Consider the following 15,927-nt stretch of genomic DNA (forward strand, 5'->3'; position numbering starts at 1 on the left):
GCAGCACCTGCTCGCCCAGCTCGGGCGGGTCGAGCACCTCGAAGTCCACCGTTGCGGTCGAGACCCCGAGCCGGGCTGACAACTCGGGGCCCGACCACTCCTTGTGGGGGCCTGGAGCAGGGACAGGCCCCTGAATTTCGCTAGCCGCCGAAGATCTTCTGCGCCTGCTGGATGACGACCAGCACGGTCAGCGTCCCGAAGAAGGCGACCGACCAGATCAGCGCCCCGAGCCGGTAGGAGCGGACCTTGATGGCGCTGGGCAGCGCCCGCCGGTTGAGCACGATCAGCAGGATGGAGTACACGAACATCATCACGGCGGCGAAGCAGGCCGAGAACACCAGCAGAATGAGCGGCTGGTCGAAGCCCAGAAGGAGGATGCCGGTGCCGATCAGCGCGATGGCCCACACGGTGGCGAAGTAGACCTTGCTCTCCGAGATGGACGACCTGCTCAGGTAGACGGTCTTGAGCGTGTCGGACGCCAGGCGCGAGGTGTAGTCGACGATCCCCATCGCCGCCGCGAACAGGGCCAGCGCCCCGATCACCCAGAACAGCACGCCGAACCAGGTGCCCACGGTCTCCTGCAGCACCTGCCCCTCGACGCGCAGGAACTCGATGCTGTTCTCCAGGCCCGACCGCCCGAAGACGGTGGAGTAGGCCAGCATCGACATGAGCGCGATCGTCACGAACGTCACCAGGCCGAACGTCCAAGCCTGCTCGAGGTTGGCGAAACGCCACCACCGCTGCCACCGCGCGAGGTTCTCCTTGGTGGGCGCGAACTGGAAGCCCGTCGACGCGGCCGCCTCCTCGTGCCCGGTGACGGGGCTGACCAGGCGGGGCACGTAGAGGCCCATGCCGAAGCCCTTGTCGCGGATCCAGTTGCTCTGGCACAGGTTCTGGCCGCCGCCCGCGCCGGCGTAGGCGATGGCGCCCATCAGGACGGCGAAGTCGAGTGGCGGCACCGGGAACTGGGCGCCGACGGTCAGGCCTTTGCCCAGCTGCAGCCAGCTGTCGGCGGTGATCGCGACCACGATCGCCACCACGATCAGGATCGCCACCAGGGCGACCTTCACGAAGATCACGCGTTCGAGCGCGATGTAGATCACCGGGGCCAGCGTCAGTGAGAAGGCGATCAGGAGCAGCATGCCGATGGCGATCCAGCGTACGGCGCCCTCGCCGGCTCCGGTCAGGTAGGTCACCATGGTCGCGGACGTGGTGACCCAGCCCGGCCAGAGGTTCGAGGCGAGCGTCATCAGCACGAAGACCAGGCCCCAGTGTTTCCACATCCGGCTGAATCCGGTCAGCGCGGTCTCGCCGGTGGCCAGGGTGTAGCGCTCGATCTCCATGTTCAGGAACCACTGCGTGATGATCCCGATGGCCGCTCCCCAGATGAAGACGAGCCCGACCTGGGAGGCGATGTACGGCCAGAGGATGAACTCCCCCGACGCCAGCCCGACTCCGGCGCCGACGAGTCCCGGGCCGATGAAACGCCAGGTCGCTCGGGGAGGCTCGGGCAGGTCGCGGACGGTGACGGGGGGTAGGACTCGCGCAGGAACGGTGGGGGTGAATTCCGCCATGCGGATCTCCTTTTCGGCGTGCTTACCCGACACATTACAGAGCGGCGAAACCCCGGTGGAATAGCCGGCGAACCGTTACCACGTACTCTCCATGATTAGTCAATGTCACGACATGCCCGCCGGCCTCCATCAGCCCGCCGAGCACCTCGCGCATGGCCGCCCGCCAGGCCCGCGCCGCCGCCGGATCCTCCCGTCGCAACCGTTCGATGTCGGGTGGTGTGCCGACCAGAACGACGTCCCCCTCGGCCTTCCTGGCGACGGGCCACCCGTCATCGCCCGCCTCCAGCAGCACGGGGAGGTTCGCGACACCGGGCACGGGGGAGGCGATGACGGATTCCCGTATGCGCCAGACGGCCAGCACGCGGTCGGAGGCGTCCCCCTCGTTGATGGCGTCGGCCATTTTTCCGTAAAAGTCAGGCAAGTACTTTTCGGGCAGCGCGCCTAGCTTGATCAGGTTGAAGCGCGCATTTCGCCGTACGAGCGGATCGAACGTCCAGGTGATCGTGTCGAGGCCGTTCTTCCTGCACCATTCCCGCTGGTGGGTCTTGAGCGCGTATCCGATGCCCCGGCCCGTCACGGCGGCGCCGGTCACGTGCGAGTGCAGCGACCGTCCGCCGCCGCGGAACCCCACGGAGGCGCCCACCAGCCGCTCTCCCTCGAACGCCCCGGCCACGTAGTTGCCGGTGTGCGCGAAGCCGATCATCAGCTCCACGGTCATGGGCACGTTACGCGGCCCGGGGTGCCAGATGCCCTCGAAGAGCGCGTAGACCTGCTCGAACTCCGGGACCTCGCGCAGCTCCCTGATCACCACGCCGGTCCTCGCTTCGCCGTGTCCGGTCACCTCCCCATTCAGCCACGACGCCCCCGCACCGCGGCAAGCGGGGGTCCGTCGCCACGCGCCGAGGCGTCGAGCTCCTGGCAGGGCCGCGGGCTAGCGGACCGCCTCGATCAGCGCCCGCAGCAGCGCGGCACGCCGGGGCATCTCGGCGACGACGACGTGCTCGTGGTCGGCGTGCGCCCCGCCGCCCACCGCGCCCAGCCCGTCGAGCGTGGGACAGCCCACTCCCGCCGTGAAGTTGCCGTCGGAGGCGCCGCCCACCGACGCCGAGCTCAGCGGGCCCACCCCGAGGTCCGCCGCCAGCTTCTGGGCCAGCGCGTAGAGCGAGGCCGACATCGTGCTTTCAAGCGGTGGCCGGTTGGGTCCGCCGAGGATCTCCAGGCGGGTGCCAGGCACGACCGGCGTGAGCGCGCGCACGGCGGCGTCGACCCGCTCCTGCTCGGCGACCTCGGCCACCCGTACGTCCACCCCGACGGAGGCCTGCGCCGGGACGGTGTTGAGTGACGTGCCGCCCGACAGCACCGTCGGCGTGACCGTGGTGGCGCCCGCGCCCAGACCGGCGACGGCCAGGATCTGGTGGGCGAGCTCGATCCCGGCGTTCGCCCCCTTCTCCGGCTCCAGCCCGGCGTGCGCCGCCCTGCCGTGCACGTGCACGGTGTAGAGTGAGGTGCCCTTACGGGCGGTCTTCAGCGCCCCGCCGTCGGCGCCGGCCTCCATGACAAAGGTGGCGGCCAGGCCGCGCGCGGTGTCCTCGATCAGCCGGGACGAGGTGAGCGAGCCGACCTCCTCGTCTCCGGTGACCAGCAGCGTGACGCCGTCGAGCGAGGCGAGCCCGGCCAGCGCGTGGAACGTCTGCACCAGCCCCGCCTTCATGTCGAACACCCCGGGCCCGCGTGCCACGCCGTCCACCACCGACCACGGGTGGGTGGCGAGCGAGCCGGTGGGCCAGACGGTGTCGTGGTGGCCCAGGAGCAGCACCTTGGGGGTGCCGAACGTCCAGCGCAGGTGTGTGACGCCGTCGATCACCAGGAACTCCGGCTCGGCGCCGAGGTGGCGGGTCCCCATGGCGGCCACGACCTCGGCGCTGCGGGCGACGGCGGCCAGGTCGCTGGAGAACGACTCGCACAGGACGAGCTCCTCGAGGTCCGCGATCATGCCAGCAGCTCCCCGAGGAATCGGTGTACGTTGCCACCGATGATCTTCATGACGTCCTTCTCCGGCAGGCCGCGGGCGAGCAGGCCCTCGGTGACCATGGGCAACCCCGACGGCCCTTCCAGGCCGGGGATGGCGGACTTGGGGTCGACGCCGCGGTAGTTGAGGCCCTCGCAGCACGGCCGCGTCAGGTCGGACATGACCTCGTGGATGAAGTCGGGGCCGAGGCCGACGTGGTCGACGCCGGCGACCGCCGCGATGTGCTCGATGTGGTCGAGGAGGCGGTCGAGCGTCATGTCCCCGGGGCGTTCCGCCAGGAAGGGCGCGAAGAAGTTGACGCAGATCACGCCGCCGGTGGCGGCCACGGCGCGGAGCTGGTCGTCGGTGAGGTTGCGGTGATGGTCGCGCAGGGCGCGGGCGGAGGAATGGGTGGCGAGCAGGGGCTTCGTGGCCAGCTCCAGCACGTGCGCGACGCCGGAGGCCCCGAGATGGGAGACGTCGAAGACCATGCCGAGCCGCTCCATCTCGCGCAGGGCGGCGACGCCGTGGGAGGTCAGCCCGCTGCCGGTGGCGTCCTCGCCGCTGCCGTCGGCCAGGGGCGTGCGGCCGAAGTGCGCGATCGAGGCCACCCGCACGCCCAGGCGGTGCATGGTCGAGATCAGCTCGATGTCGGCGTCCAGGCCGGGCATGCTCTCCAGCGCGAGCACGAGGGCGATCTTGCCGTCGTCGAGCGCCCGGTCGATCTCGGCAGCGTCACGACATATCCGTACATGCTGCTGGTTGCCCTCGGCCAGCACGTGTGCACACTCGATCATCCGCAGCGTCTGGCGCAGCGCGCCCTCAGGACGGTAGTCGTCCTCGATGAAGACCGGCAGGATCTGCAGGTTGACGCCGCCCTCGATCAGCTGCGGCAGCCACCGCTCGCGGAAGAAGGCCGCCCACTGCTCGGGCGGGCGGGCCGTGACGGCCATGAGCAGGTCATTGTGCGTGTCGGCCACGACAGCGCGCTGGTGCAGGGAAGACGTCATATTCCGGACGCTATCGTGCGATCAGGGCCGCTCCAATGTGCCAATGCCCGAACGGCGAGCTCATCGTTCGTACGTCACCATCATGCGAAGACCCGCTTCTTGACCTTCTCGTTACGTCAACTTCTACGGTGGTGAACGAGCCGGAAAGCACCGGCTCGGCGATGGGTGAGGACGGGTGGGCCGGTCATGGCATGGTCGATCGCACAGGTGGCCCGGATGTCGGGAGTGACGTCCCGGACACTGCGCCACTACGACGAGATCGGGCTGCTGCCGCCCGCACACGTCGGTGGGAACGGCTACCGCTACTACGAGGAGAGCCAGCTGCTGCGCTTGCAGCAGGTCCTGGTGCTGCGTGAGCTGGGCCTCGGCCTGCCGGAGATCAAGGAGATCGTCGAGCGGCACACCGACCCCGTCGCAGCGCTGCGTGAGCACCACCAGCGTCTGCTGACGGAGCGTGACCGGCTGAACGAGGTCGCCCGCATGGTGGAGCGCACCATCGCCGAACTGCAGCAGAACGAAGGGAAGACGACCATGTCCAAGATCAGCAGACCGGAGAACCTGTTCGAGGGATTCGACAGCGCACGCTACGAGGCCGGCGCCCGCGAGCGGTGGCAGGAGCACTGGAGCCAGAGCGGGCAGCAGGAGGTCCTGGCCGGTCGCACTCCACAGGAGCTGGAGCAGATGCAGCGGGAGGCGACCGCGGGGATGATACGGATGGCCGAGCACATGCTCGCCGGCGCCCCCGTCGACGCCCCGCAGGTCTTCGCCGAGCTCGACCTCCACTATCGGCATCTGAACGAGTCCTGGGCGCCGACCAAGGCGCAGTACCTCCATCTCGCCCGGATGCAGGCTCAGGAGGAGCAGTTCCGGACGAACTACGAGCAGGTCGCCGAAGGCCTGGCCGCGTACATGCGCGACGCCATGATCGCCTACGCGCACGCCCGGCTGAGCTGAACGTGTAAGCACGATTCCTCGGCGGCAAGAGGGCCCGCACCTGGCCGGCCAGGCGCAGGCCAGTGACGGTGCGTGGCCCTAGGGCGATCCGGCGGGCCGGTAGGCGGGGGTCGGCGCTCTGGCCGTCAGCCTGCGGTAGAGCGTTGTGGGGCCGGGCCAGTTGTTCGTGACGCGGCCTTCGGCGGTTTTGTACCAGCTCTGGCAGCCGCCGCCCCACACCATCCGCTCCATGGCCGCGTCGAGCCGCCGGCGCCACGCGGCCATCGCCTCGGGCCGCACCTCGATCGGGCCGTTCAGCGAGAGGTGCTCCAGGCAGGCCATGATGTGCTCCACCTGGCATTCGAGCATGAAGACGATGGAGTTGTGCCCGAGATTGGTGTTGGGGCCGTACAGGAGGAACATGTTCGGGAAGTTCGGTACGGAGATGCCCAGATAGGCTTCGGCGCCGTCCTTCCACTGCTCCTTCAGCGAACGCCCGCCGCGCCCGCTGATCTCCATCGGCGCGAGAAACTCGGTGCTTCTGAAGCCGGTGGCGTAGACGATGGTGTCGGCCTCGCGCAGGCCCTCGGCGGTCTCGACGCCCTTCGGTGTGATCCGGACGATCGTGTCCGTCACCACGTCGACGTTCGGCCTGGTGAGCGCCGGATAGAAGGAGCTGTCGATGATCACCCGCTTGCAGCCGGGAGGGTAGGCGGGGGTCAGCTTGGCCCGCAGCGCCGGGTCGGGCACCTGGTCGCGCAGGTGGCGCAGCGCCCGTTTCCTGAGCAGGTCGGCGCTCCAGCCCTGGGCGAGCGCGGGGTAGAGGGTGGCCTCGGCGTAGCGGTAGATCCACTCGCGGTAGGCCCGCTGCAGGCCGGGGACCAGGCGGAAGGCCAGCCGGGCAGGAGGGCCGAACGCGGCGTCCGGCTTGGGGATCACCCAGTTGGGCGTGCGCTGGAAGACGTCGAGGTGCTCGGCCTGTTCGGCCACGCGCGGGATGAGCTGGGCGGCCGACGAGCCGTTGCCGATGACCGCGACCCGCCGGCCGGTGAGCTCGTGGTCGTGGTTCCAGCGGGCGGAGTGGAAGGAGACACCCTCGAAATCCGCCATGCCGGGAAGGCCGGGCAATCGCGGGCGGTTGAGCTGGCCGACGCTGATGACGACCACGTCGAACGCCTCGGTGTGCTCGTCGCCGCCCTCCGGGCGGGCCGTGGTGACCTGCCATGTCGCGTCGTCGAAGACGGCTCGGCGGACCTCGCTGTTGAAGCGGATTTTTCGCCTGACGTCGTATTTATCGGCGCAATGTTCTAAATAGGCGAGGATTTCGGGTTGTTCGGGGTAGCGGCGGGTCCAGCTCGCGTACTTCTCGAACGAGTACGAGTACAGGTGCGAGGGGATGTCGCAGCCCGCGCCCGGATAGGTGTTGTCCCGCCAGGTGCCGCCCAGGCCGGCGGCCTTCTCGAAGATCGTGTAGGTGCGGATGCCGGCCCGTTCGAGCTGGATGGCCATGCACAGTCCGCCGAAGCCCGCCCCTATGATCGCGACGCTGGGTGCCATGCCGTCCTCCGCAGGTCAGGATTCACTTACATTACGCCCGGCCCGCGTTCCCGCAACAGCCCTTGTCACGTGCGCCGCCACCCCGCCGTTCACCGGTAGTCTGCGCAGGTGGCTGCTGTGACGTTGACGAACGTGATCGAGGTGCTCGAGGCGGCCTACCCGCCCGCCCGAGCCGAATCCTGGGACGCGGTGGGGCTGGTCAGCGGCGACCCGGCCCAGCCGGTGCGGCGGGTGCTGCTCGCGGTCGATCCCGTCGCCGCCGTGGCCGAGGAGGCCCTGGAGTGGCAGGCCGACCTGATCGTCACCCACCACCCGCTCTACCTGCGCGGCACCACCAGCGTGGCCACGACCACGCCGAAGGGCCGCCTGATCCACACCCTGATCAAGAACGACATCGCCCTCTACACCGCGCACACCAACGCCGACGTCGCCAACCCCGGCGTGTCCGACGCTCTGGCCAGAGCCGTCGGGCTCACCGGCGACCTGGTGCCGCTCCAGCCGTTCCCCGACGACCCCTGGCGCGGGCTGGGCCGCATCGGCGAGACGGCGGAGGAGACGACGCTGGAGGAGTTCGCGGCGCGGGCGGCCAAAGGGCTGCCGCGCACGTCGTGGGGGATCCGCGTGGCGGGCGATCCGTCGCGCCGCGTCACGCGCGTGGCGGTCAGCGGGGGAGCGGGCGACTCCCTCCTCGGCGCGGCGAGGGCCGCGGGCGTCGACGTGTTCCTCACGGCGGACCTACGCCACCATCCGGCCAGCGAGTTCATGGAGGCGGGCGGCCCCGCGCTCATCGACGCCGCGCACTGGGCGACCGAGTGGCCCTGGCTCGACAGCGCGGCGTCCATCCTGCACGCGAGTGGCGTTACCGTTGAAACACGTGTCTCCGCCACGGTCACCGATGCTTGGACAAGAGGATATTGATCATGAAAGCAGCCCCTGAGGCCCAGAAGCGACTGCTCGACCTGGCAGAGCTCGACTCCGTGATCGACCGGCTGGCGCACCGCCGCCGCACCCTGCCCGAGCTTGCCGAGATCGACGAGCGTTCCAAACTGTACGCCCGGCTCTCGACCCAGGTGATCGAGGCCGAGACCGAGGCGGGCGACCTGACCCGCGAGCAGACCAAGGCGGAGGCCGACGTCGACGCCGTGCGCACGCGTGCCGAGCGTGACCAGAAGCGCCTCGACTCCGGCGCCGTCTCCTCACCGCGCGACCTGGCCGGCCTCCAGTCCGAGATCGCCTCCCTGCAGAAGCGCCAGGGCGACCTCGAGGAGATCGTGCTGGAGATCATGGAGCGCAAGGAGGCCGCCGACACCAAGGTCACCGACCTGGTGAGGCAGCGTGACGAGGTCGCCGCCGAGCTGTCGGCCGCCGAGGGCCGCCGCGACACCGCGCTCGGCGAGATCGACAAGGAGGCGGCCGAGGTCCAGGGCCGCCGCGCCGCCGTCTCCGGCGAGATCCCCGCCGACCTGCTGGCCCTCTACGAGAAGCTGAAGGACCAATACTCCGTGGGCGCCGCCATGTTGCGCGGTGGCCGGTGCCAGGGATGCAAGGTGGCCCTGTCCATCGCCGAGATGAACAACATCAAGGCCGCCCCCCACGACGAGGTGCTCCGCTGCGACGAGTGCCGCCGCATCCTCGTCCGCACACCAGAGTCCGGCCTGTGACGTCCTACATCGTCGAGGCCGACGGCGGCTCGCGCGGCAACCCGGGCCCGGCGGGCTACGGCACGGTCGTCAAGGACGCCTCCGACGGCCAGGTGCTGGCGGAGGCGGCCGAAGCGATCGGCGTCGCCACCAACAACGTCGCCGAATACCGCGGGTTGATCGCCGGGCTCACGGCGGCGCTGGAGCTGGCCGGCGACGGGGCCTCGGTGGCCGTGCGCATGGACTCGAAGCTGGTCATCGAGCAGATGGCGGGCCGCTGGAAGATCAAGAACGAAGGGCTGCGCCCGCTTGCCCTGGAGGCGGGGGCGCTGGCCAGGCGGCTGCGGGTGTCGGAGTGGACCTGGATCCCCCGCGAACGCAACAAACACGCCGACCGCCTGGCCAACGAGGCCATGGACGCCGCCGCCAAGGGCCTGACCTGGAAGGCGGGCGGCACCACCCCACCGGAGCCGTCCACCGAGACACGGGAACCGGGCGACACCGCGCTGGGCACGGGAGAGCCGGGTGGCGCGGCCCAGCCGTCCGCCGGGACGCGGGAGCCAGGCGGTGCCGGCCTACCGGGCACTTGGGAGCCGTCCGCTGCGACACAGCAGGCGGACTCGCGGGCTCGGGCTTCGGCGCCGTTGGTGGCGAAGCAGACGGATCTCCTCGACGTCAGCGACATTTCCGAAATGTCCGCCCCCACTGCTTCCATCGCGACCGCCCAGCGGCTCGGCAAGAATGCCGGTTGGGTCTCGTCCACCAAGGTGGCGACCTCGCTGCTCCTCCTCCGGCACGGTGAGACCGAGATGTCCCTGGAGCGCAGGTTCTCGGGCCGCGGGGACGCCGAGCTCACACCCAACGGCCTGGCCCAGGCATCGGCGGCGGCCGATCGGCTGTCGCGCGAGCCGTACCGGCTGGACGTGATCGTCACCTCCCCGCTCAAGCGCGCCAGGCAGACCGCGGAGGTGGTCGCCCAGCGCACCGGCCGCGACGTCGAGGTGGACGAAGACCTCAGGGAAGCTGATTTCGGCGCCTGGGAGGGGCACACGTTCACCGAGGTGCAGCGCCGCTGGCCCGCCGAGCTGGCCGCCTGGCTCGCCGACCCCACGGTCGCCCCGCCCGGCGGCGAGAGCTTCGCCACGGCCGCGCTCCGCGTGCAGGCGGCGGGTGAACGCCTGATCGAGCGGTACGAAGGCAAGACCGTGCTGGCGGTCTCGCACGTCACCCCGATCAAGATGCTTCTGCGACTCGCCCTCATGGCGCCGCTGGAGTCCCTCTACCGCATGCATCTCGACCTGGCCTGCCTGTCGCTCATCGACTACTACGCGGACGGGCCCGCCGTGGTGAAGTCGTTCAACGACATCTCCCACCTGCGCTGATGAGCGCGTGCCGTGCCGGATGCCGCCAGCACCCGGCACGGCACGTCACCGCCGCTCAGGTGATGACCAGCCTCCTTCCAGCGGACGATCTTGCCGCGGGCCGGAAACGCGGGAAATTTGGTAACCTCATTCGGACGAGTCGGCCGGGCGGCCGCGTCGGGCCCCCGGGCCCGCCGAGGAAGGTCCGGGCTCCACAGGGCAGGGTGGTCGGTAACGCCGACCCGGGGTGACCCGCGGGAAAGTGCCACAGAAAGCAGACCGCCTCCCGGTCAAACGGGAGGTAAGGGTGAAAGGGTGGTGTAAGAGACCACCAGCGCCCACGGTGACGTGGGCGGCTCGGTAAACCCCACCCGGAGCAAGGTCAAGAAGGGCGCTCCTCGGAGCGTCCGCGCGCGACGTTCGAGGGCTGTCCGCCCGAGCCGCGCGGGTAGACCGCTTGAGGCCGCCGGCAACGGCGGTCCTAGATGGATGGCCGCCCCTTCGCACGAAGGACAGAACCCGGCCTACAGGCCGGCTCGTCACTTTCAGCCCACCGACCAGGGGCTGACAGCCTCGGGGCGTGGAAACGCGGTCGGCAGGCCACGAAGCGGACGCCGAGGCAGGCTTCAGGGCAGCATGCGGCGCCCGGCGAAGTCCGGGCGCCGTGCTCGGCCCAGGGCTCTACGGGTGCGAGGTCGCGGCGGCGACGGCGGCCGGGTCCCAGTAGAACGGCCGGCATTCGAGCATGCGCCCGTTCCGCACCCGTATGAGTTGCATGATCTGCGTGTCGACCTCTCGACCGGTCGCACGAGCGCGGAACCGTACGCGGTTCCGCACCACCACCGTGTCCCTGTCACCCCAGTGTTCCTGCTCCAGGAACTCCATGGACGTCCACGTCTCGCTGAAAGCGGCGAGGAACCGCTCCATCCCGTCACGACCTCGCCATGTGCCGGTTCCCGTGAAAGGCAGGCCGGGAGCCTGATGCAGGACGACCTCAGGGTCCAGGTACGCGGCGACCTCGTCGTAGTCGGCCTTGCCCAAGCCACCCGCGGCGACGTACGCGGCCTCGGCCCGGTAGAACCGCTCCATCACCGCCCAGGCGTCCTGTGTCCGCTCCGCCGCGGGAACGCCGTCAGTCTGGTTCTCGATACTCATGACTCCAGCGTCAGGGGTACCGAGGGAACGCGCTGGCTGTGACCGGACCTCTTACTCCGCGGCGGCAGCGGCACGCGTTCGGGCGGGACCGTGCGGGTGGAGGTGACCGCCGGCGGGTCCGCCACCACCGGGCCTGTCGTACGGTGCCCGGCACCAGGCGACGACGGAGGCCGGGGCCTGTGGCTGGTGGAAGGACCGTGATTCGTGACGTCACCGCTGGGCGGCGGCTCTGGCGAGGGCCTGGGTGACGAGCCTGCTCACCCGCTCGATCGCCTTGATCCCCGCCCTCATCGAGGTGTTACGCCGGGAGATGACCGCGATGAGAAAGGTGTGACCGCGATCCCGCACCCTGCCGATGCTGTTGACCGTCCACTTCCCTCCGTCCCGTCGCCTGGGCAGCCAGCCGTTCTTCAGCGCGACGCCGGCCTCACCGCGGTCGGCCGCGCTGACGCCCCAAGCCTGCTCCGGCACCACGTTCCGCATCAGACCCAGCACGTAGCGGCGGTGTTTCGCGGACAAAGGGCTGGTGGCGGACGAGAGCGCCTTGAGCAGTCGTACCTGGTCGTCGGCGCTGGTCGTGGTCGAACCCCATGCGCCACCAGGGCCGGCACGGGTGTGGCGCAGGCCGAGCTTCTTGTTGGCGGCGGCCAGCCCGGACGCCCCGCCGATGGCCGACCAGAGCGCGGACGCCGCGGCGTTGTCGCTGACCTTGATGGCCCGAGCCGCCGCGCGCCGCTCCCAGGCCGTCAGGCCACGCCCCTGGCGCTGGACCTTGAGGAGGAGCGCGATCACGATGTCCACCTTGACGATGCTGGCCGTGGCCGCCCGGAGCCCGCGGTTGTAGGAGTAGGACAGGCCGGTCGGACGATCCAGTACGGACACCGCGAGCTCGCCCGAGACGCCGTCCAGGTAACGGTCCAGCGACCTGGTGAGCGGCTTGCGGTAGGACGTCAGCGGCCGTTCCCCGTCCGGTGGTTCCCTCTCCAGGGTGTTCTCCTGGCGGTTCCCCTGCGGCGGCTCAGCAGGCGGCGACGCCACGGCTACGGAGGCGGGAGTGAGGGTGACGGGCGTGGCGCGTACGCCGCTCGCCGTGAGCACGGCCGGCAGGGCGAGCGCGGCCAGGAGAGTGAGGACGCGGCGGCGCGGTGGCGTCCCGGGCTTCGCGGGCACGGCCGTCTACGCGAGAGCCGGCGTAAACGACAAAGGGAAGGGGGACGCCTGAAGAACCATGAGAGGCAGCATTCCGGCGCGGGTGTTTCCACCGCGTTTGCGATCCGGCCATAGGTCCCTATGCCGCCACGCCTCTTGGTCAGTGCCTGCCGGCGCTCTTCACCATGACCGCGATCACCGCCGGGCGCCCGTCTGCGCAGGATTACGCGGAACGGGCCGCCCACGCGGCGAGGATGGCGGCCTCCTTCTCCGGCGCCATCCCGTGCGGGGTCATCTTTCCGTAGGTGCGCTGCTCCTCGGGGATCTCGCGCAGCCACGCCCACGTGTCCCGCACGGTCTCGGCCACGGGACGCGTACGCAGCCCGGCCGCCTCCGCCTTGGCCGTCGGCACGGTCCAGAAGTGGCTCATCTCCGGCGACGGCGGCCCGACCCACAGCGGCAGCTCCACGAACACCCCCGCCCCCTGCTCCACCAGGAATTCGCTGTCCACCCAGACGAACTCCGCGTCGGACCCCGTCACCTCCTTGCACAACCCCAGCCATTCGCCGAAGGTGGTGTTGCCCGCCGGCCCCGTCACCGTGAACAGATCGGACGCGCCGACCTCGGCCCGGTCGAGGGTGAACGCCGCCACGTCGCGAGCGTCGACCAGCTGCATCGGCGAGCCGGGGTCGCCGGGGGCGAGGACCCGCCCGCCGTGCGAGATCCGGGTCAGCCACCACGGGAGCCTGGCCACGTCCTCGTGCGGCCCCAGGATCAGACCCGGCCTGATGATCAGCACGGCGCCGTCGAAGCCCTGCTCGACCGCCCGCTCGCAGCCCGCCTTCAGCTCGCCGTACTCGCCGTCGTCTGGCCCGGCGCCGGGTTCGCACGGCCACCTCGCCGAGTCTTCGGCCGGCCCCGCGGGAAAGCCCTCGGCGGCCGAGATGGTGGACACGAACACATAGGTCCCCGCCCGTCCCGACAGCGCCCGGACCGACTCGCCCACGACCCGTGGCACGTAGCCGGACGTGTCGATGACGACGTCCCACGACCGTCCGCTCGTCAGCCGTTCGAGGTCGGCGCCCGACCCCCTGTCACCGTGCACGGCCTCGACGCCGGGCACGTCGGCCCCGCTGCGCCCTCTGTTGAACGTCGTGACCTGATGCCCACGGGCCAGCGCCGCCTCCACGACGGCGCGCCCCAGGAACTTCGAACCACCCAAGACAAGAAGTTTCATGGGTCAATCTTCGCCCGCCATCACCACCCCGCCGGACATCTTCGCGGAGAGCGCAGGACGCAGCGGCGGCACCATGTGCACCCTGGCGGAGCCGATGTCGAAGAAGAGCCCCACCAGCTCCAGCTTCCCGGCCCGCACCTGCTCGTCGACCTTCCGGTACGTGCGCAGGTTCTCCAGCTGCTGCTGCACGTTGACCCGGCACAACACGTCCAGCGCCCCGCTGTGCAGCCGGTCTCCCTCCCGTTCGATGAACGCGGCCAGGCTGTGGTTGCCGTGCCGCAGCCACCGGCGCAGCCCGGGCAGGCTGCCCGCCTGTACGCCGCCGCTCAGCAGGCCCGCCATCGCTCCGCAGCCCGAATGGCCGCACACCGTGATCGTGCGCACACCCAGCACCTGCGTGGCGTACTCGATCGCGGCCACCACCGAGTCGTCGTGTGGCTCCGTGCCCCTGCGCGGCACCAGGTTGCCGATGTTGCGCACCGTGAACAGGTCTCCGGGGCCGCTCGCCGTGATCAGCGAGGGCACGATCCTCGAGTCGGCGCACGTGATGAACAGGTGCGACGGCTGCTGCTTGCGGGCCAGCTCGGTGAAGATGGGCCGCACCAGCGGCGCCGTACGCCGGTGGTACTCGCGCGCACCCTCCGTGAGCCGGCACTCCGACGGCTCGGACGCGTCGGCCGGCGAAACGGAGGGCAGGCTGGGACGGCTCCGGTGCGCCCACGGCAGCCACCACCGGTCAGGCGCCTTGGGCGGCGACTTGACGGGGAACATCCGCACGCCGCTGGCCGCCAGCGCGTACCACTCGTCGTGCAGCTCGTCGATGTGGACCGTGCCGCCCATGCGCTCGTGGTCGAGCCGCCAGGAGTGGAGGGCCTCGAAGGCTGCGTTGTCCATGAAGTCGATGTTCAGGTCGAGGCCGACATCCGTGCCCGCGGGGATCGTCCGCAGCTCGTGCGTCAGCCTGGGGACGCCGAGGAACGTGAGCGAGCCCGAGATCGTCACGAGCAGCCGCCCCGCGCGGTCCTCGCGCTTGAGCACGGTGACCCGCGTCAGCCGGCGCAGCGCGAGCAGCGCGGCCAGCGCGAGCCCTGCCAGCACGCCCTCGGCCAGGCCGAGCAGGATCACCGCGACCATGGTCACGAGGTAGACCGGCACCTCGCCGTGGCCGTGCACCTTCTTGATGTGACCGAGGTTCACCATCTGCACGCCGATGAACACCAGCAGCGCCGCCAGCGCCTCCAGCGGGATCAGCCGGATCGACCAGCCGAACCCGAGCGCGAAGATGAGCACCCACACCCCGTGCAGGATCGTCGAGCAGCGCGTACGCGCGCCCGCCCGCACGTTGGTGGTGCTGCGCACGATCACCCCGGCGACGGGCAGGCCACCGAGCGCGCCCGTGACCATGTTGGCCACGCCCTGGCCGGTCAGCTCCTGGTCGAGGTCGGCGCGCTTGCCTCCGTGCATCTTGTCGGCCGCGACGGAGCACAGCAGCGACTCGCAGCCGGCCAGCAGCGCCACCAGCAGGACCGCCGCCACGACCAGGTGCCAGTCGCCCTGCGGCAGCACGGGGAAGGCCCACTCGCCGACGCTCTCGGACAGGTCGACGCGGGTGACGTCCCAGCCGAAGGCCCAGGCGGTGCCCGCCGCCGCGAGCAGCGCGGCCAGCGGCGCGGGGACCGCCTTGACCGGCCCCGGCAGGCGGGTCCACAACGCCAGCACCGTGATGGTGAGCAGGCCGACCGCCACCTTGTGCCCGTGCAGGTCGGCGATCTGGCCGGGCAGTTCGATGATGTTGGCCACGGCCGAGCTCTGTGACGTGCCGCCCAGCACCACGTGGAGCTGGGCGAGGGCGATGATCACGCCGACCGCCGCCAGCATCCCGTGGATGACGGCCGGCGACACCGCCAGCGCGGCCCTGGCCGCCTTGAAGATGCCGAGCACGAGCTGGACGGCGCCCGCCAGCAGGGTGATCATGCAGGTGGCCCGCCATCCGTACGTGTGCACGAGATCGAGGACCACCAGGGACAGGCCGGCGGCGGGCCCGCTCACCTGCACGGAGGAGCCGCCCAGTGTGCCTCCCACGATCCCGCCCACGACGGCGGCGATCAGCCCGGAGACCAGGGGGGCTCCGGAGGCCATCGCGATGCCCAGCGAGAGGGGCACCGCGACGAGGAAGACCACGAGCGACGCCGGCACGTCATGCCGGAGCGTGCTCAGCCGGATACGGTGCGTGTCGCGGATCATGGAGCAAACCCTATTGCTCCGTCGACCGCGCTTTAGGCGTGTCTCACGTGGGTTTTACC

The 15,927-nt window shown here is 70.4% G+C and carries 13 protein-coding genes and 1 other RNA gene; 5 read left to right on the forward strand and 9 right to left on the reverse strand.

From position 1 onward, the window contains the following. Positions 1 to 140: 140 nt before the first annotated feature. The 4 genes from ABGB01_RS09130 to ABGB01_RS09145 all read right to left on the reverse strand — a co-directional run bounded on the left by ABGB01_RS09130 (position 141) and on the right by ABGB01_RS09145 (position 4,592). Complete coding sequence (locus ABGB01_RS09130) at positions 141 to 1,574, reverse strand: Nramp family divalent metal transporter (protein ID WP_347772265.1); 1,434 nt, start codon at positions 1,572 to 1,574, stop codon at positions 141 to 143. Positions 1,575 to 1,608: 34 nt separating this feature from the next. Then, complete coding sequence (locus ABGB01_RS09135; RefSeq protein WP_347772267.1) at positions 1,609 to 2,415, reverse strand: GNAT family N-acetyltransferase; 807 nt, start codon at positions 2,413 to 2,415, stop codon at positions 1,609 to 1,611. Between the two features lie 90 nt (positions 2,416 to 2,505). Beyond that, positions 2,506 to 3,567, reverse strand: a complete 1,062-nt coding sequence (locus ABGB01_RS09140; RefSeq protein ID WP_347772269.1) for a M20 family metallopeptidase — start codon at positions 3,565 to 3,567, stop codon at positions 2,506 to 2,508. Then, positions 3,564 to 4,592 carry a dipeptidase gene (locus ABGB01_RS09145; protein WP_347772271.1) on the reverse strand — a complete coding sequence of 343 codons (1,029 nt, stop codon included), beginning with the start codon at positions 4,590 to 4,592 and terminating at the stop codon, positions 3,564 to 3,566. The genes ABGB01_RS09140 and ABGB01_RS09145 overlap by 4 nt, the downstream gene beginning before the upstream one ends. A gap of 186 nt (positions 4,593 to 4,778) precedes the next feature. Between ABGB01_RS09145 and ABGB01_RS09150 the strand changes: the two genes are divergently transcribed. Then, positions 4,779 to 5,546, forward strand: a complete 768-nt coding sequence (locus ABGB01_RS09150) for a MerR family transcriptional regulator (RefSeq protein WP_347772273.1) — start codon at positions 4,779 to 4,781, stop codon at positions 5,544 to 5,546. A gap of 78 nt (positions 5,547 to 5,624) precedes the next feature. Here ABGB01_RS09150 and ABGB01_RS09155 read toward each other — a convergent pair whose 3' ends face one another. Next, complete coding sequence (locus tag ABGB01_RS09155; protein WP_347772275.1) at positions 5,625 to 7,082, reverse strand: NAD(P)/FAD-dependent oxidoreductase; 1,458 nt, start codon at positions 7,080 to 7,082, stop codon at positions 5,625 to 5,627. A gap of 117 nt (positions 7,083 to 7,199) precedes the next feature. Here ABGB01_RS09155 and ABGB01_RS09160 point away from each other — a divergent pair, with 117 nt between their 5' ends. The 4 genes from ABGB01_RS09160 (at position 7,200) to rnpB (ending at position 10,626) form a co-directional block, all read left to right on the forward strand. After that, positions 7,200 to 8,000 carry a Nif3-like dinuclear metal center hexameric protein gene (locus tag ABGB01_RS09160; RefSeq protein WP_347772277.1) on the forward strand — a complete coding sequence of 267 codons (801 nt, stop codon included), beginning with the start codon at positions 7,200 to 7,202 and terminating at the stop codon, positions 7,998 to 8,000. A gap of 2 nt (positions 8,001 to 8,002) precedes the next feature. Further along, positions 8,003 to 8,743, forward strand: a complete 741-nt coding sequence (locus tag ABGB01_RS09165; RefSeq protein ID WP_347772279.1) for a C4-type zinc ribbon domain-containing protein — start codon at positions 8,003 to 8,005, stop codon at positions 8,741 to 8,743. Further along, on the forward strand, positions 8,740 to 10,104 hold the full coding sequence (locus ABGB01_RS09170; RefSeq protein WP_347772281.1) for a bifunctional RNase H/acid phosphatase: 1,365 nt from the start codon (positions 8,740 to 8,742) through the stop codon (positions 10,102 to 10,104). The genes ABGB01_RS09165 and ABGB01_RS09170 overlap by 4 nt, the downstream gene beginning before the upstream one ends. A 135-nt stretch (positions 10,105 to 10,239) precedes the next feature. Next, an RNA gene (rnpB, locus tag ABGB01_RS09175) (RNase P RNA component class A) lies at positions 10,240 to 10,626 on the forward strand. Between the two features lie 138 nt (positions 10,627 to 10,764). Here rnpB and ABGB01_RS09180 read toward each other — a convergent pair. The 4 genes from ABGB01_RS09180 to ABGB01_RS09195 form a co-directional block, all read right to left on the reverse strand. Then, positions 10,765 to 11,238 carry a nuclear transport factor 2 family protein gene (locus tag ABGB01_RS09180; protein WP_347772283.1) on the reverse strand — a complete coding sequence of 158 codons (474 nt, stop codon included), beginning with the start codon at positions 11,236 to 11,238 and terminating at the stop codon, positions 10,765 to 10,767. Between the two features lie 210 nt (positions 11,239 to 11,448). Next, entirely contained in the window at positions 11,449 to 12,408 is a 960-nt protein-coding gene (locus ABGB01_RS09185) for a serine hydrolase (RefSeq protein WP_347772285.1), read from the reverse strand. A 202-nt stretch (positions 12,409 to 12,610) separates the two neighbouring features. Continuing rightward, complete coding sequence (locus ABGB01_RS09190) at positions 12,611 to 13,624, reverse strand: NAD-dependent epimerase/dehydratase family protein (protein WP_347772287.1); 1,014 nt, start codon at positions 13,622 to 13,624, stop codon at positions 12,611 to 12,613. 3 nt (positions 13,625 to 13,627) lie between these two features. Continuing rightward, entirely contained in the window at positions 13,628 to 15,868 is a 2,241-nt protein-coding gene (locus ABGB01_RS09195; protein WP_347772289.1) for a SulP family inorganic anion transporter, read from the reverse strand. Positions 15,869 to 15,927: the final 59 nt, after the last annotated feature.

Source organism: Nonomuraea sp. B5E05, assembly GCF_039880665.1.
Classification (GTDB): Bacteria; Actinomycetota; Actinomycetes; order Streptosporangiales; family Streptosporangiaceae; genus Nonomuraea.